The organism is Pseudomonas mucoides (assembly GCF_015461845.1).
GTDB classification, from domain to species: domain Bacteria; phylum Pseudomonadota; class Gammaproteobacteria; order Pseudomonadales; family Pseudomonadaceae; genus Aquipseudomonas; species Aquipseudomonas mucoides.
On record NZ_JACOPW010000008.1, the window covers coordinates 80,865 to 99,346 of the forward strand.

The 18,482-nt window shown below is 59.9% G+C and carries 20 protein-coding genes and 1 pseudogene; 15 read left to right on the forward strand and 6 right to left on the reverse strand.

Translation table 11 applies throughout. The annotated features are described in order from the left end of the window. The first annotated feature begins 206 nt into the window (after nt 1-206). The 4 genes from phaC (H8F22_RS26490) (at nt 207) to H8F22_RS26505 (ending at nt 5,362) form a co-directional block, all read left to right on the forward strand. A complete protein-coding gene (gene phaC / locus H8F22_RS26490) occupies nt 207-1,886 on the forward strand; it encodes a class II poly(R)-hydroxyalkanoic acid synthase (protein ID WP_027922110.1) in 1,680 nt (559 codons plus the stop codon). Nucleotides 1,887-2,033: 147 nt separating this feature from the next. Continuing rightward, complete coding sequence (gene phaZ / locus H8F22_RS26495) at nt 2,034-2,888, forward strand: poly(3-hydroxyalkanoate) depolymerase (protein ID WP_027922111.1); 855 nt, start codon at nt 2,034-2,036, stop codon at nt 2,886-2,888. A gap of 110 nt (nt 2,889-2,998) precedes the next feature. Continuing rightward, a complete protein-coding gene (phaC, locus tag H8F22_RS26500) occupies nt 2,999-4,681 on the forward strand; it encodes a class II poly(R)-hydroxyalkanoic acid synthase (RefSeq protein WP_027922112.1) in 1,683 nt (560 codons plus the stop codon). A gap of 60 nt (nt 4,682-4,741) precedes the next feature. Then, nucleotides 4,742-5,362 (forward strand): TetR/AcrR family transcriptional regulator, encoded by a 621-nt coding sequence (locus H8F22_RS26505; protein WP_027922113.1) that lies wholly within the window; start codon nt 4,742-4,744, stop codon nt 5,360-5,362. 107 nt (nt 5,363-5,469) lie between these two features. Here H8F22_RS26505 and H8F22_RS26510 read toward each other — a convergent pair whose 3' ends face one another. The 3 genes from H8F22_RS26510 to H8F22_RS26520 form a co-directional block, all read right to left on the reverse strand. Next, a complete protein-coding gene (locus H8F22_RS26510; RefSeq protein WP_027922114.1) occupies nt 5,470-6,342 on the reverse strand; it encodes a phasin family protein in 873 nt (290 codons plus the stop codon). Between the two features lie 10 nt (nt 6,343-6,352). Then, nucleotides 6,353-6,775, reverse strand: a complete 423-nt coding sequence (locus H8F22_RS26515) for a phasin family protein (RefSeq protein WP_027922115.1) — start codon at nt 6,773-6,775, stop codon at nt 6,353-6,355. A 252-nt stretch (nt 6,776-7,027) separates the two neighbouring features. Further along, nucleotides 7,028-7,303, reverse strand: a complete 276-nt coding sequence (locus H8F22_RS26520) for a polyhydroxyalkanoic acid system family protein (protein ID WP_027922116.1) — start codon at nt 7,301-7,303, stop codon at nt 7,028-7,030. 155 nt (nt 7,304-7,458) lie between these two features. On the opposite strand from H8F22_RS26520, the gene ubiE reads away from it, so the two are divergent. From ubiE to H8F22_RS33185, 11 genes and pseudogenes are all read left to right on the forward strand, one after another. Further along, nucleotides 7,459-8,229, forward strand: a complete 771-nt coding sequence (ubiE, locus tag H8F22_RS26525; RefSeq protein WP_007948968.1) for a bifunctional demethylmenaquinone methyltransferase/2-methoxy-6-polyprenyl-1,4-benzoquinol methylase UbiE — start codon at nt 7,459-7,461, stop codon at nt 8,227-8,229. Next, nucleotides 8,229-8,852: a ubiquinone biosynthesis accessory factor UbiJ gene (locus tag H8F22_RS26530; protein WP_027922117.1), complete on the forward strand. Its 624-nt coding sequence runs from the start codon at nt 8,229-8,231 to the stop codon at nt 8,850-8,852. Before ubiE ends, H8F22_RS26530 begins: the two co-directional genes overlap by 1 nt. Then, on the forward strand, nt 8,849-10,453 hold the full coding sequence (ubiB, locus tag H8F22_RS26535) for a ubiquinone biosynthesis regulatory protein kinase UbiB (RefSeq protein WP_027922118.1): 1,605 nt from the start codon (nt 8,849-8,851) through the stop codon (nt 10,451-10,453). Before H8F22_RS26530 ends, ubiB begins: the two co-directional genes overlap by 4 nt. A gap of 80 nt (nt 10,454-10,533) precedes the next feature. Next, the gene (hisI, locus tag H8F22_RS26540) at nt 10,534-10,935 is read left to right on the forward strand and encodes a phosphoribosyl-AMP cyclohydrolase (RefSeq protein WP_007989281.1); all 402 of its coding nucleotides are present in this window, start codon (nt 10,534-10,536) and stop codon (nt 10,933-10,935) included. Next, nucleotides 10,928-11,260: a phosphoribosyl-ATP diphosphatase gene (locus tag H8F22_RS26545; protein WP_027922119.1), complete on the forward strand. Its 333-nt coding sequence runs from the start codon at nt 10,928-10,930 to the stop codon at nt 11,258-11,260. Before hisI ends, H8F22_RS26545 begins: the two co-directional genes overlap by 8 nt. A 25-nt stretch (nt 11,261-11,285) precedes the next feature. Then, nucleotides 11,286-11,564 carry a twin-arginine translocase TatA/TatE family subunit gene (locus H8F22_RS26550; RefSeq protein WP_010464483.1) on the forward strand — a complete coding sequence of 93 codons (279 nt, stop codon included), beginning with the start codon at nt 11,286-11,288 and terminating at the stop codon, nt 11,562-11,564. Nucleotides 11,565-11,574: 10 nt separating this feature from the next. Then, on the forward strand, nt 11,575-12,024 hold the full coding sequence (gene tatB, locus H8F22_RS26555) for a Sec-independent protein translocase protein TatB (protein ID WP_027922120.1): 450 nt from the start codon (nt 11,575-11,577) through the stop codon (nt 12,022-12,024). Beyond that, nucleotides 12,021-12,815: a twin-arginine translocase subunit TatC gene (gene tatC / locus H8F22_RS26560; protein ID WP_027922121.1), complete on the forward strand. Its 795-nt coding sequence runs from the start codon at nt 12,021-12,023 to the stop codon at nt 12,813-12,815. The genes tatB and tatC overlap by 4 nt, the downstream gene beginning before the upstream one ends. Further along, nucleotides 12,812-13,519: a 16S rRNA (uracil(1498)-N(3))-methyltransferase gene (locus H8F22_RS26565; RefSeq protein WP_027922122.1), complete on the forward strand. Its 708-nt coding sequence runs from the start codon at nt 12,812-12,814 to the stop codon at nt 13,517-13,519. The genes tatC and H8F22_RS26565 overlap by 4 nt, the downstream gene beginning before the upstream one ends. Nucleotides 13,520-13,657: 138 nt before the next feature. Next, nucleotides 13,658-14,716: pseudogene (locus H8F22_RS33180) on the forward strand (methyl-accepting chemotaxis protein); the annotation flags it as partial. A gap of 144 nt (nt 14,717-14,860) precedes the next feature. Beyond that, nucleotides 14,861-15,574: a methyl-accepting chemotaxis protein gene (locus H8F22_RS33185; RefSeq protein WP_371258938.1), complete on the forward strand. Its 714-nt coding sequence runs from the start codon at nt 14,861-14,863 to the stop codon at nt 15,572-15,574. A 46-nt stretch (nt 15,575-15,620) separates the two neighbouring features. Here H8F22_RS33185 and H8F22_RS26575 read toward each other — a convergent pair whose 3' ends face one another. The 3 genes from H8F22_RS26575 to H8F22_RS26585 form a co-directional block, all read right to left on the reverse strand. After that, nucleotides 15,621-16,355, reverse strand: a complete 735-nt coding sequence (locus tag H8F22_RS26575) for an amino acid ABC transporter ATP-binding protein (protein WP_027922124.1) — start codon at nt 16,353-16,355, stop codon at nt 15,621-15,623. Continuing rightward, the gene (locus tag H8F22_RS26580) at nt 16,348-17,307 is read right to left on the reverse strand and encodes an amino acid ABC transporter permease (RefSeq protein ID WP_027922125.1); all 960 of its coding nucleotides are present in this window, start codon (nt 17,305-17,307) and stop codon (nt 16,348-16,350) included. Before H8F22_RS26580 ends, H8F22_RS26575 begins: the two co-directional genes overlap by 8 nt. 175 nt (nt 17,308-17,482) lie before the next feature. After that, the gene (locus H8F22_RS26585; RefSeq protein WP_194940880.1) at nt 17,483-18,280 is read right to left on the reverse strand and encodes a transporter substrate-binding domain-containing protein; all 798 of its coding nucleotides are present in this window, start codon (nt 18,278-18,280) and stop codon (nt 17,483-17,485) included. Between the last annotated feature and the right edge of the window lie 202 nt (nt 18,281-18,482).

An 18,482-nucleotide genomic window follows, 5' to 3' on the forward strand; every position in this document is an offset into this window, starting at 1 on the left:
GCTCCGCCTCAGGGCCAATGATTGGCCCGCTTGCGAAAAAAATTAAACTCGGGTAACCAATGGATCTGGCAAGTTCCCTGCAGGCTCTCTGAACTAAAAAGCAGCGATGCAGTATTAACGGTCACCCGAGCAGTAGTACCTGGCATTGGCTGTGTGACTACCCAGTCAGGCTCAGGTACTCGTCTCAGGACAATGGAGCGTCGTAGATGAGTAACAAGAATAACGATGACTTGAAATATCAAGCCTCGGAAAACACTTTAGGGCTGAATCCTGTCGTTGGGCTGCGTGGTAAAGATCTACTGGCTTCTGCTCGCATGGTGCTCAGGCAGGCCATCAAACAACCGGTCCACAGTGCCAAGCATGTTGCCCATTTCGGCCTTGAACTGAAGAACGTGTTGTTCGGTAAATCCGAACTGCTTCCGACCCCCGAAGACCGTCGCTTCGCCGATCCGGCGTGGAGTCAGAACCCGCTCTATAAACGTTATCTGCAAACTTACCTGGCGTGGCGCAAGGAGCTCCACGACTGGATCGACGAGAGTAACCTGGCGCCCAAGGATGTCGCGCGCGGGCATTTCGTGATCAACCTCATGACCGAAGCCATGGCCCCGACCAACACGGCGGCCAACCCGGCGGCAGTCAAGCGCTTCTTCGAAACCGGCGGCAAAAGCCTCCTCGATGGCCTTTCGCATCTGGCCAAGGACATGGTGCACAACGGCGGCATGCCGAGCCAGGTCAACATGGGCGCATTCGAAGTCGGCAAGAGCCTGGGTGTGACCGAAGGCGCTGTCGTGTTCCGCAACGACGTGCTGGAACTGATTCAGTACAAGCCGACCACCGAACAAGTCTTGGAGCGCCCCCTGCTGGTGGTGCCGCCACAGATCAACAAATTTTACGTATTCGACTTGAGCCCGGAAAAGAGCCTGGCGCGCTACTGCCTGCGCAGCAATGTGCAGACCTTTATCGTCAGCTGGCGCAACCCGACCAAGGAACAGCGCGAGTGGGGCCTGTCGACCTACATTGAAGCGCTCAAGGAAGCGGTCGATGTGGTTAGCGCCATCACTGGCAGCAAAGACATCAACATGCTCGGCGCCTGCTCCGGCGGTATCACCTGCACCGCGCTGCTGGGCCATTACGCGGCGCTCGGCGAGAAAAAGGTCAACGCCCTGACACTGCTGGTCAGCGTGCTGGACACCACCCTGGACAGTGACGTCGCCCTGTTCGTCGACGAGCAAACCCTGGAATCCGCCAAGCGCCAGTCCTATCAGGCCGGTGTGCTGGAAGGCCGCGACATGGCGAAAGTCTTCGCCTGGATGCGCCCCAACGATTTGATCTGGAACTACTGGGTCAACAACTACCTGCTGGGTAACGAACCGCCGGTGTTCGACATCCTGTTCTGGAACAATGACACCACCCGATTGCCTGCCGCGTTCCACGGCGACCTGATCGAGATGTTCAAAAGTAATCCACTGATCCGTCCCGATGCACTGGAAGTGTGCGGCACGCCAATCGACCTGAAACAAGTCACCGCAGACATTTATAGCCTGGCTGGCACCACCGACCACATCACCCCGTGGAAGTCCTGCTACAAGTCGGCGCAACTGTTTGGCGGCAAGGTCGAATTCGTGCTGTCGAGCAGCGGACATATCCAGAGCATTCTGAACCCGCCGGGCAACCCGAAATCGCGCTACATGACCAGCAGTGAAATGCCGGCCAAGGCCGAAGACTGGCAAGAAAACTCCACCAAGCACACCGATTCCTGGTGGCTGCACTGGCAGACATGGCTGGCCGAACGTTCGGGCAAACTGAAGAAGGCCCCAACGGTTTATGGCAACAAAACCTTCACCGCCGGCGAAGCAGCACCGGGTACTTATGTGCATGAGCGGTAACTGACACACCCCACCCTCCTGCAGGAGTCGAGCTTGCTCGCGAAGGCGGCGGCACAGTCAATGTAACTGCGTCTGCCTCACCGCTATCGCGAGCAAGCTCGCCACCTACAGGGGATCGGGGATGAATTAACCCACAGGGCCTGAAGCATGCCGCAACCGTTTATATTCCGTACCGTCGACCTGGATGGCCAGACCCTCCGCACGGCAGTACGCCCCGGCAAGCCTCACTTGACGCCCTTGCTCATTTTCAACGGCATCGGCGCCAACCTGGAGCTGGTGTTTCCGTTCGTCGCGGCATTGGACCCGGACCTGGAAGTCATTGCGTTCGACGTACCCGGTGTCGGCGGCTCGTCGACGCCGAATCGGCCGTACCGCTTTCCGGGCCTGGCGAAACTCACAGCACGGATGCTCGATTATCTCGACTACGGACAAGTCAACGTGATCGGCGTGTCCTGGGGCGGCGCCCTCGCCCAGCAATTTGCGTATGACTACCCCGAGCGCTGCAAAAAACTTGTGTTGGCGGCCACGGCGGCTGGAGCCGTCATGGTGCCGGGCAAACCGAAAGTGCTGTGGATGATGGCCAGCCCACGACGCTACATCCAGCCGTCGCACGTGATCCGCATTGCACCGATGATCTATGGCGGCGCCTTCCGTCGCGACCCCACCCTGGCGGCCAGCCACGCAGCGAAAGTCCGTTCGGCGGGCAAGCTCGGTTATTACTGGCAGTTGTTTGCCGGCCTGGGCTGGACCAGCATTCACTGGTTGCACAAGATCAACCAGCCGACGCTGGTACTGGCCGGTGACGACGACCCGTTGATCCCGTTGGTCAACATGCGCCTGCTGGCCTGGCGAATTCCCAATGCCCAGCTGCACATCATCGATGATGGGCATCTGTTCCTGATCACCCGTGCCGAAGCCGTGGCACCGATCATCATGAAATTCCTCGAGGAAGAACGCCAGCGCGCCGTGATGCATCCGCACCCGACGCCGTTGGGCAGTTAGTCGCTTCATCGGCCGGCAGGACGCCGCGCCGCGCAACAACCCACAACAGCGTCTATGGTGATCTGGTTCAGTGAGTTTGTTTTTGGCTTGAAACGAAGGAGTGTTGAGACATGCGCGACAAACCAGCGAGAGACGCTTTACCCACTCCCGCCGCGTTCATCAACGCACAGAGTGCAATTACCGGCCTGCGCGGCCGTGACCTGATTTCGACCCTGCGCAACGTGGCGGCCCACGGCTTGCGCAACCCGGTGCACAGCGCCCGACACGCCTTGAAACTGGGCGGTCAGTTGGGCCGTGTCTTATTGGGTGAAACCTTGCACGCGACCAACCCGCAGGACAGTCGTTTCACCGATCCGGCGTGGAGTCTCAACCCGTTTTATCGTCGCAGCCTGCAGGCCTATCTGAGCTGGCAGAAACAGGTTAAAAGCTGGATCGACGACAGCGCCATGTCCCCCGACGATCGCGCCCGCGCGCACTTTGCGTTTGCCTTGCTCAATGACGCCGTGTCGCCGTCCAATACCCTGCTCAATCCGCTGGCGATCAAGGAAATCTTCAATTCTGGCGGCAACAGTCTGGTGCGCGGTATCAGCCATCTGGTCGACGACTTCCTGCACAACGACGGCCTGCCCCGGCAAGTCACCAAGCAAGCATTCGAAGTGGGTAAAACCGTCGCCACCACGACCGGCTCGGTGGTGTTTCGCAACGAGCTGCTGGAGCTGATCCAGTACAAGCCAATGAGCGAAAAACAGTATTCAAAACCGCTGCTGGTGGTACCGCCGCAGATCAACAAGTACTACATTTTCGACCTGAGCCCGCATAACAGCTTCGTCCAGTTCGCCCTCAAGAACGGCCTGCAGACGTTCATGATCAGTTGGCGCAATCCCGATGTGCGCCATCGCGAATGGGGGCTGTCGACCTACGTCGAAGCCGTGGAAGAAGCGATGAATGTCTGCCGGGCGATCACCGGCGCGCGCGAAGTGAACCTGATGGGCGCCTGCGCTGGCGGGCTGACCATCGCCGCGCTGCAAGGTCACTTGCAGGCCAAGCGACAGCTGCGGCGGGTGTCGAGCGCGACCTACCTGGTGAGCCTGCTCGACAGTCAGATGGACTCCCCGGCAACGCTGTTCGCAGACGAACAGACCCTTGAAGCGGCCAAGCGCAAGTCCTATCAGAAAGGTGTGCTGGATGGTCGTGACATGGCCAAGGTGTTCGCCTGGATGCGCCCCAACGACTTGATCTGGAGTTATTTCGTCAATAACTACCTGCTCGGCAAAGAACCGCCCGCGTTCGACATCCTCTACTGGAACAACGACAACACGCGGCTGCCGGCGGCCTTTCACGGCGATCTGCTGGACTTCTTCAAACACAACCCGCTGAGCCACCCGGGCGGCCTTGAAGTGTGCGGCACGCCCATCGACTTGCAGAAAGTCACCGTCGACAGCTTCAGCGTCGCAGGCATCAATGACCACATCACGCCGTGGGACGCGGTGTACCGCTCGACTCTGTTGCTGGGTGGTGAACGACGCTTCGTGCTGTCCAACAGCGGCCACGTGCAGAGCATCCTCAACCCGCCGAGCAACCCGAAAGCCAACTACGTCGAAGGCGCAAAATTGAGCAGCGACCCACGCGCCTGGTATTACGACGCCAAGCAAGTCGACGGCAGCTGGTGGACGCAATGGCTGGAGTGGATTCAGCAACGTTCCGGCGCGCTGAAAGAAACCCACATGGCCCTCGGCAATCAGAACTATCCACCGCAAGAGGCAGCACCCGGTACTTACGTGCGTGTGCGCTGACGTTCAACCCTCCACGGCCGGCGTTGGCCGTGGCACTGACTCGATCATTAAGAAGACTGGATGAAAACCCGCGACCGGATTCTCGAATGTGCTTTGCAGTTGTTCAATCAGAAAGGCGAACCGAACGTCTCCACCATGGAAGTTGCCAACGAGATGGGCATCAGCCCTGGCAACCTCTACTACCACTTTCACGGCAAGGAGCCGCTGATTCTCGGGCTGTTCGAGCGCTTCCAGTCTGAACTGGCGCCGCTGCTCGACCCTCCTGCCGATGTGGAACTGGCACCGGACGATTACTGGCTGTTCCTGCACTTGATCGTCGAACGGCTGTCGCATTACCGGTTTCTGTTCCAGGACCTGTCGAACCTCGCCGGACGCCTGCCAAAGCTGGCCAAGGGCATACGCAACCTGCTCAATGCGCTGAAGCGCACACTGGCGTCATTGCTCGCGCAGTTGAAGGCTCAGGGGCAATTGGTCAGTGATACGCAGGCGTTGGGGCAGTTGGTGGAGCAGATCACAATGACGCTGCTGTTCTCGCTGGACTACCAACGGATTCTTGATCGTGAGGGTGAGGTGAGGCTGGTGGTGTACCAGATCATGATGCTGGTGGCGCCGCACTTGCTGCCGCCGATCAAGGTGGCGACGGAGCAGATGGCGCTCCAATATCTGGAAGAACACGAGTAAACCTGAGACCGCCGCTCCCACATTGGATTGGCGGTGTTCTGGAGAATGGGTTCACCAACAAAAACGCCCGACCTTGGCAGGCCGGGCGTTTTTTTGAGCCCTGAAAATCAGGACTGACTGGTTGGCGTCGTTGCTGGCGCTACAGTCGGGGTTACAGCAGGGGTCGGCGCGGTTGCAGAGTTCGATGCGCTGACCGGGGCGGCCGGGGTTGCCGGTTTGGCAACAGCAGCCACTGCTGGTTTTGGTGCGGCGGCTTTCGGCGCTGCCGGTTTTTTCACCGCTGGCTTCTTCGCTGCAGCAGGTTTTGCTGCTGGCTTGGCGGCCGGTTTGGCAGCTGCGGTTTTGGCAGCTGGTTTAGCCGCTGGCTTGGCGGCTGCTTTAGCGGCAACCGGTTTAGCCGCTGGCTTGGCAGCAGCAGGTTTTGCTGCGGCAGTTTTGGCAGCAGGCTTGGCCGCTGCTTTCGCAGCAGGTTTGGCAGCCGGTTTAGCGGCGGCTTTGGCCAGTGGCTTGGCAGCGGTTTTAGCCGCTGGCTTGGCCGCTGCGGTTTTCGCCGCAACAGGCGCAACCTTGGCACCGGTGAGTTTTTCGATTTGCTTGGTCAGGGTATCGACCTTGCTGTGCAGTGCTTTCACTTCGTTGCGGCTCGGGACACCGAGGCGCGAAATGGCACTGTTCAGGCGCTTGTCGAAAGCCCCTTCCAGCTCATCCCATTTGCCCAGCGCGCGATCTTTAACGCCAGTGATGCGCGACTTGGCCGACGAAGCAGAATCCTTGGCGGCGTCGACTTTCTTGCCAACAGCGTTCTTGGTGAGCTTCTCGGCTTTCTCGCCGTCTTTGACCAATGTATCGAAGAGCTTGCTGCCGTCAGTGTCGATCTTCGAGTACACGCCTAAACCAGCCAGCCAGATTTTGCGGGAGTAGTCTTCGACTTTCCCGATCCACGAGCTGCCTTCTTTTTCGGTGTTCTTTTTAACAGCCATCCCGTTCTCCTTAAGATTTACGCGCGACGCGTTCGAGCAATGCCGTCAGCTCATCGAGCTTAGCAGAGAGTGTCTCAACGTCATGTTTAGACGGAATGCCGATACGATTCAAGGCACTTGCGACACGCGAGTCAAAAGCCTTCTCGACCTTGTCGAGTTGAACTTCGACCTTGCCTTTGAAAGTACTCACTTCACTCTTGGCTTCAACGATCTCGGCGTTAGCGGCTTCAAGCTTTTCAGCCACTACTTTTTTGCCTTTCTTTTCAACAGTTTGACCCGCCTTGATCAACTCTTGAAAGTACTCGCTACCCTCTTGCCCGACCTTGGCGTAGGCACCCAGGCCAGCCAGCCAGATCTTGCGGGCATAGGATTTGACGTCGCCCAGAGCGGTGGTCGATGCGTCGATTTTTTTCTTCAAAATAACTTTGGCCATGGTGCACCTCACGCGCAGAAGGTTTGAGGAACTGCCCGGACAAGTGTCGGGCTCAGGCACAAAGTAGGGAGAAAAATTAGAAACGGCACCCTAACAACTGACATAAACAAGTAGTCGGAACGCCAACCAACCTGTGGGAGCGGGCTTGCCCGCGAAGACGATGGATCAACCACAAAATTTATTGCGGATGTTCCGGCCTCTTCGCGGGCAAGCCCGCTCCCACAGGGATCGTGTTTCACAGAAAGAACCGGATCAGACCAACGCTTTATCGAGGGCCTTTTCGATTTCAGATTTGATCATGCCGCTCATGGCCGACATCATCAGGCCCAACTCCACATCGACGCGGATCGAATCTTCGCTGACATGCACCGCGCCTTTCACTCCGGAGCGCTTGAGGTTCAGCGTGTCACCGGACCACTGCGGCTCCAGGCCGTATTGATCGGACAGTTTCTGCGCCAGCTTGTCGGCCTTCTCGCGGGCCGCTTCCTTGCCCAGGCCGTGGGCACGTTCAACACTAATACGGGCCATCGAATGACTCCTGCTTTATGGATACTTTCCTGAAGCATCTTGACCATGACTGCGTCAAAACGTCCCGGTGGTTGCCCATCTTACCTTCAGCCTTGCCAAGACAAAGCATGCCTTGGGGATTAGAATGTCCCGCATTCTCTTCTGGTGACAGCGATATGACTGATCAGCGCAAAGGCAGCGATGCCGAACCCACCACTCACTTTGGTTTCAAAAACGTTCCGGAAAGCCAAAAAGCGGAAAAAGTCGCTGAGGTTTTCCATTCGGTAGCCGCCAAGTACGACTTGATGAATGACCTCCTGTCGGGCGGCATGCACCGTTTGTGGAAGCGTTTCGCAATCGAGCTTTCGGGCGTGCGCACCGGCAATCGCGTGCTGGACATCGCCGGCGGCACGGGCGACCTGACCAAGAAATTCTCACACCTCGTCGGCCCGACCGGCCAGGTGGTGTTGGCCGACATCAACGAATCCATGCTCAAGGTCGGTCGTGACCGCCTGCTGGACCTCGGTGTGGCCGGCAACGTCGAATTCGTTCAGGCCGACGCTGAAAAGCTGCCGTTCCCGGACAACCATTTCGACTGCGTGACCATCGCCTTCGGCCTGCGCAACGTGACGCACAAGGAAGACGCCCTGCGTTCGATGCTGCGCGTGCTCAAGCCTGGCGGTCGCCTGTTGGTGCTGGAGTTTTCCAAGCCAACCAACGCGCTGATGTCCAAGGCCTACGACGCCTACTCGTTCGCCTTCATGCCACTGATGGGCAAGCTGATCACCAACGACTCGGAAAGCTATCGCTACCTGGCCGAGTCGATCCGCATGCACCCGAATCAGGAAACCCTGAAGTCGATGATGGTCGAGGCCGGTTTCGACCGCGTGACCTACCACAACATGACCGCAGGCATCGTCGCCCTGCACCGCGGCATCAAACCCTGATGTTGCTGGCCGGCCTGCTCGCCAGCGTTGAACTCGGCCTGAACCGGGTGCTGCGTCTCGACAGCACCGCGCTGCCGCGGCTGGCGCATTTGAGCGGCCGGGTGATTGCCGTCGACTGCCGCAGCCCGGCATTGCAGCTGTTCATCCTGCCCAGCGATGAAGGCCTGATGCTCGCTTCCCACTGGGAAACCGGCGCCGACTGCACCCTGCGAGCACCGGCTTCGAGCCTGTTGAAACTGGCGATGAGCAAGGACAAGACTTCGGTCCTGCATGGCCCTGAAGTCGAACTCGACGGTGACAGCGGCGTGCTGCTGGAACTGGCGGCGATCCTTCAGGACCTCGAACTGGACTGGGAGTACGAACTCTCGCGCTGGCTGGGGCCGGTGGCCACACAACTGGTTGGCGGTCACCTGCGCAGTCGCGCCCGCTGGTATCAGCAAGGGTTCGCCAGCCTGGGGCAGAACCTCGGCGAATACCTGGCTGAAGAGTCGCGCACCCTTGTCGGTCAGCGCGAAGCCGAAGCCCGATTCAGTGAACTGGACCAGATCAAACTCGATCTGGAACGACTCGAGGCGCGCTTCGAGCGCCTTTCCCGATCCCTCGACCCAAGCGATAACGCATGAAGCTGCTTGCCGTCCGCCGTTTGTTGCGCATCCAGCGCGTTGTGATTCGTTACCGCCTCGATGACCTGCTGTTTGCCCTGCCGCTGCCGTGGTTTCTGCTGGCACTGCGTTACGCGCTGCCGTGGCGCTGGTTCCCGCGCAAGACGCTGGACCTGAGCCGTGGCGCGCGATTGCGCCTGGCGTTGCAGGACCTGGGGCCTATCTTCATCAAGTTCGGGCAGATCCTGTCCACCCGCCGCGACCTGTTGCCGGAAGACATCGCCGACGAGCTGATGAAACTGCAGGACCGTGTGCCGCCGTTCGACTCGCAAGTGTCGGTCAAGCTGATCGAAGAGCAGCTCGGCAAGAAAATCAGTGAAGTGTTCAGCCGTTTCGACGTCGAGCCGCTGGCGTCCGCTTCGGTGGCGCAGGTGCATGCCGCGCAGTTGAAAACCGGCGAAGAAGTGGTGGTCAAGGTGATCCGCCCGGGCCTCAAACCGATCATCGCCCAGGATCTGGCGTGGCTGTTCATTCTGGCCCGCGCTGCTGAAAAGCTCTCGGCCGACGCGCGCCTGCTGCACCCGGTGGACGTGGTCAGCGACTACGAAAAAACCATCTACGACGAACTCGACCTGCTGCGCGAAGCGGCCAACGCCAGCCAGCTGAAGCGCAACTTCGAAGGCTCGCCGCTGCTCTACGTGCCACAAGTCTATTGGGACTGGTGCCGCCCGAAAGTGTTGGTGATGGAGCGCATCTACGGCATCCAGGTCACCGACCTGACCACCCTGGCCGACCAGCGCACCGACATGAAAATGCTCGCCGAACGCGGCGTGGAGATCTTCTTCACCCAGGTGTTCCGCGACAGTTTTTTCCACGCCGACATGCACCCTGGCAATATCTTCGTCAGCACCGTCAACCCGTGGAGCCCGCAGTACATTGCGATCGACTGCGGTATCGTCGGCAGCTTGACCCCGGAAGACCAGGACTACCTGGCCCGCAACCTGTTCGCCTTCTTCAAGCGTGACTACCGGCGTGTGGCGCAATTGCACATCGATTCGGGCTGGGTGCCGGCGGAAACCAAACTCAACGAATTCGAAGCAGCGATCCGCACCGTGTGCGAGCCGATCTTTGAAAAACCGTTAAAAGATATTTCTTTCGGCCAAGTTCTGATGCGCCTGTTCCAGACCGCTCGACGCTTCAACATGGAAGTTCAGCCGCAGCTCGTGCTGTTGCAAAAAACCCTGTTGAACATCGAAGGCCTGGGCCGTCAGCTGTACCCGGACCTGGACTTGTGGAACACCGCGCAGCCGTTCCTTGAACGCTGGATGCGCGAGCGCGTCAGCCCCAAAGCCTTGCTCGGCAACGTGCAGAGCCAGTTCGAACAGCTGCCGCACCTGGCCAACATGGCCCGCGACCTGCTCGAACGCATGTCCCAACCCCACGCCTACGACCCGCCACCACCGTGGCATAAACGCAAGGATGACTGGTTCTTGCGCCTGCTCGGCTGCGCCCACCTGGCGGGCGGCGTTATTCTGCTGGCCGGTGGACCACTGAACGAACTGGGTCATTGGCCCGGGGGAATCATGGTGGCCGTTGGTTTGTATCTGGTCGTTCGCCGATAGCCAGTTGTGTGATCCACTGGCACACTGTTTGAACGTTGGGCCAGGCTAATGAAGTGCGAAGCCCGCTGTCGGAGTCGAAGATGAAAAACTGGCTGGACGAGATCAAGTGGGACGCTGATGGCCTGGTGCCGGCGATTGCCCAGGATCACAAGACCGGGCGTGTCCTGATGATGGCCTGGATGAACCGTGAAGCGCTGGAACTGACTGCTGCCGAGAACCGTGCCATTTACTGGTCGCGTTCGCGTGGCAAGCTGTGGCGCAAGGGCGAAGAGTCCGGCCACGTGCAAACCCTGCATGAGATGCGCCTGGACTGCGACGCCGACGTGATCATCCTGATGGTCGAGCAGATCGGCGACATCGCCTGTCATACCGGCCGCCAAAGCTGCTTCTACCGCGTCTATGAGAACGGCGACTGGACAACGGTCGACCCGGTCCTGAAAGATCCGCACGCCATCTATTCCGCAGGACACAAACATGAGTGACACTCTGACCCGCCTGGCCGCAGTGCTGGAAGAGCGCAAAGGCGCCGCTGCCGACAGCTCGTATGTCGCCAGCCTGTACCACAAGGGCTTGAACAAGATTCTGGAAAAAGTCGGCGAAGAGTCGGTCGAAACCATCATTGCCGCCAAGGACGCCGCCATCAGCGGCGACTGCAGCGATGTGATCTACGAGACCGCCGATTTGTGGTTCCACAGCATGGTCATGCTCGCCCAACTGGGGCAGCATCCGCAGGCTGTACTTGATGAACTGGACCGTCGCTTCGGTCTGTCCGGACACGCCGAGAAAGCCTCGCGCCCGTCCGCCTGAACAATTATTAGAGAGGAGCAGCAACATGGGCATTTTTGACTGGAAACACTGGATCGTCATCCTGGTTGTTGTCGTATTGGTATTCGGCACCAAGAAACTGAAAAACCTCGGCACGGACGTGGGCGAGTCGATCAAGGGCTTCAAGAAAGCCATGAACGACGACGAAAAACCGGCCGATCCGACCGTGACCCCGGCGCAACCGGTTCCACCTGTTCAGCCACAGACTACGCAGTCCGTGAACCAGCCGCACACCATCGACGTGCAGGCACAAAAAGTCGAAGAGCCGATCCGCAAAGACGTGTGAGCACTGACTAATGTTTGGTATCAGCTTCTCTGAACTGTTGCTCGTCGGCCTAGTGGCCCTGCTGGTGCTGGGGCCCGAGCGCTTGCCGGGTGCTGCGCGCACCGCCGGCCTGTGGGTCGGGCGCTTGAAGCGCAGCTTCAACGCGATCAAACAGGAAGTTGAACGTGAAATCGGTGCCGACGAGATTCGTCGGCAGCTGCACAACGAGCACATTCTGTCGCTGGAGCAGGAGGCGCGGAAGATTTTCTCGCCGACTCAGCAGGAGCCGACGCCGGTGGAGCATGTGGGGGAACAGACGATTCACGCGCCTGTCGCCGCCACTGAACCAACGCCTGCGCCAGCACCTGTTGTAGCGACTGCGCAACCTGAGTCCGTTGTATCAGCACCACCGGTTGCTCCTGCCGCCGCGCCGACAGCGCCGGCCCCTCATGACCCAACACTGCCGCCGCGAGCCCCATGAGCGATCTCCCCGAAAACGACCAGCACATGCCGCTGGTTTCGCACCTCACCGAGTTGCGTACCCGTCTGCTGCGCTGCGTAGCGGCGATTTTCATCATCTTCGCCGGGTTGTTTGCCTTTACCCAGCAGATCTACACCTTCGTCTCCACGCCGCTGCGCGCGTACCTGCCCGCCGGCGCGACGATGATCGCCACCGACGTGTCGTCACCCTTCCTGACGCCGCTGAAGCTGACCATGATGGTCTCGCTGTTCCTGGCGATCCCGGTGATCCTGCACCAGATCTGGGGCTTCATCGCACCGGGCCTGTACAAGCATGAAAAGCGCATCGCGGTGCCGCTGCTGATGTCCAGCATCGTGCTGTTCTACACCGGCATGGCGTTCGCCTATTACCTGGTGTTCCCGTTGATCTTCAAGTTCTTCGCCGCCGCCACCCCGGCCGGCGTGGAAATGATGACCGACATCACCAGCTACCTCGATTTCGTCATGACGCTGTTCTTCGCCTTTGGCGTGGCGTTCGAAATTCCGGTGGCCGTGGTGCTGCTGGTGTGGATCGGCGTGGTCGACGTCAAATACCTGAAGAAAATCCGCCCGTACGTGGTCATCGGCTGCTTCGTGGTCGGCATGATCCTGACGCCGCCGGACATCTTCTCGCAGACGCTGTTGGCGGTACCGATGTGGCTGCTGTTCGAGATCGGCATCCTGTTTGGCAGCCTGATCAGCAAACGTGGCGAGCATCCGGACGACCAACCGGTTGACGATCACAACGACCAGCCGCCAGCGACCCAACCGTGAACCTGCTGCTGCTCGAAGAAGCCGATTTCATTGCGGCCGACCGGGTGATCCTGCGTGATCGCCGGTTGACGCACATGCAGGAAGTTCACCGCTGCGAAGTCGGTGACAGCCTGCGTGTCGGTCGGATCGGCGGGTTGATGGGCGCGGCCGAGGTGTTGCGCCTGGACGCCGCTGAAGCCGAATTGCGCGTCACCCTCGACCAACCGCCCCCGAACAAGCTGCCGTTGACCCTGGTGTTGGCCCTGCCGCGCCCGAAAATGCTGCGCAGGGTGTTTCAGACCGTGGCCGCCATGGGTGTGCCGCGCGTCGTGCTGGTGAACAGCTATCGCGTCGAGAAGAGCTTCTGGCAAACCCCGTTCCTGGAACCCGAGGCGATTCGCGAACAATTGATCCTCGGCCTCGAACAGGCCCGGGACAGTGTGCTGCCCGAGATCGTTATCGAGAAGCGCTTCAAGCCCTTCGTTGAGGACCGTCTGCCGGCGATCACCGAGGGCACCCTCGGCCTGGTCGGACATCCCGGAAACTACCCGCCTTGCCCCCGCGGCCTCGACGAACCGGTGACCCTGGCCATCGGCCCCGAAGGTGGCTGGATCCCTTACGAGATCGACCTGCTGGGCAAGTCCGGCCTGCAACCGGTGCAGCTCGGCGAGCGCATCCTGCGCGTCGAGACCGCCGTCACCGCCCTGCTCGCCCGCCTGTTCTAACACGGCCCCTTGTAGCAGCTGGCGAAGCCTGCTGCTACAAGGGATGTGATCGTCGCCAGTCTTTTTCGCCCTACAGAACCGGCTTTGCCTGCCGATACAGTTCCCACAAAACCAATCAGTGGTCCAGGGAGTTGTAGCATGTACCAATGGCTAGCCGAGAATCTGGGGAACATCAGCGTCAATCGCAAACTGGGAATCGGTTTCGGTCTGGTGCTGTTGCTTACCCTGTTGATCACCTTCACCGGCTGGACTGGCCTGAGCGACGTGACGAGCCGTGGCGACAAGCTCGGGTTCATCGCCAGCCTCAATGACCTGACCAAAGACCTGCGCCTGGCCCGTCTGGATTATGAAATGCGCCGGGGCGAACAAGGCCCGGGGGCGGTCAACGACAAGCTGGCGCAACTCGATGCGGGCCTGCAAACCGCTCGCAAACTGATTGAGCAACCGGCCGACGCGGCAATGGTTGACCAGCAATTGGCCGCCGTCAGCCAGTACAAACAAGCGTTCAGCGCGATGATCCAGGCCGGTGCCAACCGCGAAGACGCGCGCAGCAAACTCGGGGCCACGGCCGACAACGCCGTCGCCCGCGTCGCCGAAGTCGAGAAATCCCTGCTGCAAGGCGACAACGTCGCCCAGTTCAATAGCGTGATCGATTTGAGCAAATTGATTCAGCAAGCGCGCTTCCAGGTTCGCGGCTACACCTACAGCGCCAAGCCCGAAGCCGAACAACCGGCGCTGGACGCCATCGACAACGCCCTGAAAAACCTCGAAAGCCTGCCGTCCAAACTGCCGGAAGAACACACCGCCAACCTGCAACAGGCGACCGATTCGCTCAAGGCCTACCGTGCCGCCGTCAGCCAGTACCGTGACTCCCAGGTCGCCAGTGCTGCCGCACTCGTGCGCATGGCCGAGCAAGGCGATATCCTGCTCGACGTCAGCAAAAAACTCACCGTGTCGCAAACCATCGTCCGCGACACCGATGCGGCTCACGCCAAGAACATGCTGCTGATGGCCACCGCCCTGGCCCTGGCCTTCGGCATAGTCGCAGCCTGGGCGATCACTCGCCAGATCGTCATCCCGCTGAACCAGACCCTGAAAGTGGCTGAACGTGTGGCCGCCGGCGACCTGACTCACAACCTGACCTCCAAGCGTCGCGACGAACTCGGCCAGCTTCAGCGTGCCATGCAGAGCATGACCCTGGGCCTGCGGGAACTGATCGGCGGCATCAGCGACGGCGTTACACAAATCGCCAGCGCCGCCGAAGAGTTGTCGGCGGTCACCGAGCAGACCAGTGCCGGGGTCAACAGCCAGAAAGTCGAGACCGATCAGGTAGCGACCGCAATGAACGAAATGACCGCGACCGTGCAAGAAGTCGCACGCAATGCCGAAGAAGCCTCCGAAGCCGCCGTCGCCGCCGATCAGCAAGCCCGCGAAGGTGACAAAGTGGTCGGCGAAGCCATCGCCCAGATCGAACGCCTGGCCCTCGAAGTTGGCAATTCCACCGCCGCGATGGGCGATCTCAAACGCGAAAGCGACAAGATCGGCAGCGTGCTCGATGTCATCAAATCCGTGGCCCAGCAAACCAATCTGCTGGCCCTCAACGCCGCCATCGAAGCCGCCCGTGCCGGTGAAGCCGGACGCGGTTTTGCGGTGGTGGCCGATGAAGTTCGCAGCCTGGCGCAACGCACCCAGAAGTCCACCGAAGAAATCGAAGAGCTGATCGTCGGCTTGCAAAACGGCACCCAGCAAGTCGCCACGATCATGGACAACAGCCGCGTCCTGACCGACAGCAGCGTCGAACTGACCCGCCGCGCCGGGGGCTCACTGGAAAGCATCACCCGCACCGTGTCGGCGATTCAGTCGATGAACCAGCAGATCGCCGCCGCTGCCGAGCAGCAAACGGCAGTGGCCGAGGAGATCAACCGTAGCGTGCTGAACGTGCGTGACGTGTCCGAGCAGACCTCGGCAGCCAGTGAAGAGACGGCGGCATCCAGTATTGAGCTGGCGCGGCTGGGAACGCATCTGCAGATGCTGGTGGGCAGGTTCAAGGTTTGAGGTGATGCGGACTGATCGTTCCCACGCAGAGCGTGGGAACGGTCGACTAGAGAACCTGACGCAAAAACGCCTGCGCCCGCGCATCCTTCGGCGCATCAAAGAACTCCGCCGGTGACGCATCTTCCAGCAATTTGCCGTGATCGAAGAACAACACCCGATCCGCCACTTCCCGCGCAAAGCCCATTTCATGGGTGACGCAAACCATGGTCATGCCTTCCACGGCCAGGGTTTTCATCACGTCCAGCACTTCGCCGACCATTTCCGGGTCCAGCGCCGAGGTCGGCTCATCGAACAACATGACCTTCGGCTCCATGGCCAACGCCCGGGCAATCGCCACGCGCTGTTGCTGGCCGCCGGACAGACGCGACGGAAACTCGTGGGCTTTCTGTGCAATGCCGACCTTTTCCAGCAACGCCAGGGCCTTGGCCTCGCGCTCTTTCTTGCCGCGTTTGCGCACGACTTTCTGCGCCAGGCAGAGGTTTTCCAGCACGGTCATATGCGGGAACAGGTTGAAGTGCTGAAACACCATGCCGACCTCGCGCCGGTAGGCGTTGACGTCGGTTTTCGGGTCGGCCAGTTGCAGACCGTCAATGCTCACCGAACCCGAGTCGAATGCTTCCAGGCCATTAAGGCAGCGCAGGAAGGTCGATTTGCCGGAGCCGGACGGGCCGATCACCACCAGCACTTCACCCTTGGCCACGTGCGTGGTGACGTTATCCACCGCGCGAACCACCTGGCCGCGGGTATCGAAGACTTTTACCAGATCGCGAACTTCAATCACTTTGCGCGAGCCTCCGCTCAAGCCGGCTGGCAATTTTCGACAGCGGCAGGTTGATCAACAGGTACAACCCGGCCACGCAGAACAGGATTTCGAATGGCGAGAACGAGGTGGTGATGACTTCACGACCGCTTTTCAACAGTTCGGTAATTGCGATGACCGAAACCAGCGACGTGTCCTTGACCAGGCTGATGAATTGCCCGGCCAGGGGCGGCAATACCCGCTTCAAGGCTTGAGGCATCACCACGTGGCGCATCGACTGGCCAGCGCTCAGCCCCAACGAACGCGCGGCTTCGTTCTGGCCGCGGGCGATGGACTGCACGCCGGAACGGATGATTTCCGCGACGTAGGCGCCCGTGAACAGCGACAACGCCGCGATCCCGGCGAATTCCCGGGACAGGTTCATCACGGTGCCGATGAAGAAATAGAAAATGAAGATCTGTACCAGCAGCGGTGTGCCACGGACCAGTTCGACGTAAATGGTCGAGAGGTCGCGCAGGGTCGGGTTGCTCGACAGCCGGCACAAACCGGTGACGAGACCGATCAACAGACCGAGTACGCCAGACACCACGGACAACCACAACGTGGTCCACAGCCCCCAAAGCAGTGGACCGGCGGCCCAATGGCGTGTCACGCCGATCACATCGCCTTCGGCCACATCATCGCCTTGGGCGACTTGCAGGCTGTTGTCGTCGACGGTCACGCGCTGCTCATCACCCGCGTCGTTGCGCAGGGTGACTTCGGCTTTATCGCCCGTGCGCACCAGTTCGCTGACGGTGGAGATGTCGGCGGCGCGCTGGGATTCTTCGGCGTGGTAGGCGAAGTATTGCGGCACTCGGTTCCAGCGCCATTCGTAGGACATCAGCGAGGTGGCGTAATACAACGCGCCGGCCAGGCCGATCAGCACCAGCACGGTTAAAACGTGCCAGGGCCATTGGATTTTTTTTTGTTTCATTTGCTTTGAAGCTTCCGAATTCTGTGTCGCCGGGAAGGCCGTCATCGCGGGCAAGCCTGCTCCCACAAGGTTCTGCGCCGGACACAAAATTTGTGTTCACCCAGATCACTGTGGGAGCGGGCTTGCCCGCGATTGGGGCGGCGCGGTCTAACTGACCGAACGCCGCTTGTCAGCGTTACTCCATGTCCTTGAGCCAAGCGGTGTCTTTGAACCACTTGTCATGGATGCGATCGTAGGTGCCGTCTTCGTGGATCTGGTGCAGGAAGTTGTTGATGAAGTTGATGCTGTCGTAGTCACCCTTCTTCAGGCCGAAGGCCAGCGGCTCGTACGTGAACGGCTTGTCGAGGAACACCAGTTTGCCGGCACCAACCTTGTTCACCGCCACCACGTTGTACGGCGCGTCGTAGATGAAGGCATCAGCCTTGCCATTGACCACGTCCAGCACCGCTTCCTGTTCATTGTCATAGCCGTGGTACTCGGCTTTGGAGATCAGCTTCTTGGCGACCATCTCGCCGGTGGTGCCGAGCTTGGAGGTGATGCGGTAGTCGGCGGTGTTCAAGTCCTTATAGGACTTGATGGTGCCTTCCAGCTCTTTGCGGATCAGCAGGGTCTGACCGACGACGATAAACGGTTCGCTAAAGTTCAGGCGCAGGTTGCGTTCCTGGGTCAGGGTCATCCCGCTGCCGATCATGTCGAACTTGTCGGTCATCAGGGCCGGGATGATGCCGTCGTAGCCGGTGGACACCAGCTCCAGCTTGACGCCCATGGCTTTGGACATGGCTTTGAGGATGTCGACTTCGAAACCGATGATCTCGCCGCGCTTGTTGGTCATCTCGAACGGCATGTAGGTCGGGTCCATGCCGACTTTCAGCGTGCCGCGCTTGACCGCGTCATCGATGGCACCGGCCTGCGCCGCGCTGACTGCAACCAATGCCGTGACGCCGACCAGCAGCATCGAGAGATACTTCTTCATCATCATGTCCCCAAAACCATTGCGGTGTGAGGCGCGCAAAAACGGCGGCTTCCCTCAGGAAACGCCCCCATACGGACAAAAATTATCCGGGCGCACCAATTCGGGGACGGATCCTAAACTACTCGCCCGTTTGCACAAGGGCTGAAACAGGATTTGTTGGCTGACGCCGATCAGGCAAAAAAAAACCCCGCTGGATGAGCGG

Bases quoted from the DNA above. Each gene is read 5' to 3' on its own strand.
- H8F22_RS26515 (WP_027922115.1), bottom strand. From the start codon at position 6,775: ATGGCCAAAGTTATTTTGAAGAAAAAAATCGACGCATCGACCACCGCT.
- H8F22_RS33185 (WP_371258938.1), top strand. From the start codon at position 14,861: ATGAACGAAATGACCGCGACCGTGCAAGAAGTCGCACGCAATGCCGAA.
- H8F22_RS26520 (WP_027922116.1), bottom strand. From the start codon at position 7,303: ATGGCCCGTATTAGTGTTGAACGTGCCCACGGCCTGGGCAAGGAAGCG.
- phaC (WP_027922112.1), top strand. From the start codon at position 2,999: ATGCGCGACAAACCAGCGAGAGACGCTTTACCCACTCCCGCCGCGTTC.
- H8F22_RS26505 (WP_027922113.1), top strand. From the start codon at position 4,742: ATGAAAACCCGCGACCGGATTCTCGAATGTGCTTTGCAGTTGTTCAAT.
- tatB (WP_027922120.1), top strand. From the start codon at position 11,575: ATGTTTGGTATCAGCTTCTCTGAACTGTTGCTCGTCGGCCTAGTGGCC.
- H8F22_RS26545 (WP_027922119.1), top strand. From the start codon at position 10,928: ATGAGTGACACTCTGACCCGCCTGGCCGCAGTGCTGGAAGAGCGCAAA.
- phaC (WP_027922110.1), top strand. From the start codon at position 207: ATGAGTAACAAGAATAACGATGACTTGAAATATCAAGCCTCGGAAAAC.
- ubiE (WP_007948968.1), top strand. From the start codon at position 7,459: ATGACTGATCAGCGCAAAGGCAGCGATGCCGAACCCACCACTCACTTT.
- H8F22_RS26585 (WP_194940880.1), bottom strand. From the start codon at position 18,280: ATGAAGAAGTATCTCTCGATGCTGCTGGTCGGCGTCACGGCATTGGTT.
- tatC (WP_027922121.1), top strand. From the start codon at position 12,021: ATGAGCGATCTCCCCGAAAACGACCAGCACATGCCGCTGGTTTCGCAC.
- H8F22_RS26550 (WP_010464483.1), top strand. From the start codon at position 11,286: ATGGGCATTTTTGACTGGAAACACTGGATCGTCATCCTGGTTGTTGTC.
- H8F22_RS26530 (WP_027922117.1), top strand. From the start codon at position 8,229: ATGTTGCTGGCCGGCCTGCTCGCCAGCGTTGAACTCGGCCTGAACCGG.
- H8F22_RS26510 (WP_027922114.1), bottom strand. From the start codon at position 6,342: ATGGCTGTTAAAAAGAACACCGAAAAAGAAGGCAGCTCGTGGATCGGG.
- H8F22_RS26580 (WP_027922125.1), bottom strand. From the start codon at position 17,307: ATGAAACAAAAAAAAATCCAATGGCCCTGGCACGTTTTAACCGTGCTG.
- ubiB (WP_027922118.1), top strand. From the start codon at position 8,849: ATGAAGCTGCTTGCCGTCCGCCGTTTGTTGCGCATCCAGCGCGTTGTG.
- hisI (WP_007989281.1), top strand. From the start codon at position 10,534: ATGAAAAACTGGCTGGACGAGATCAAGTGGGACGCTGATGGCCTGGTG.
- phaZ (WP_027922111.1), top strand. From the start codon at position 2,034: ATGCCGCAACCGTTTATATTCCGTACCGTCGACCTGGATGGCCAGACC.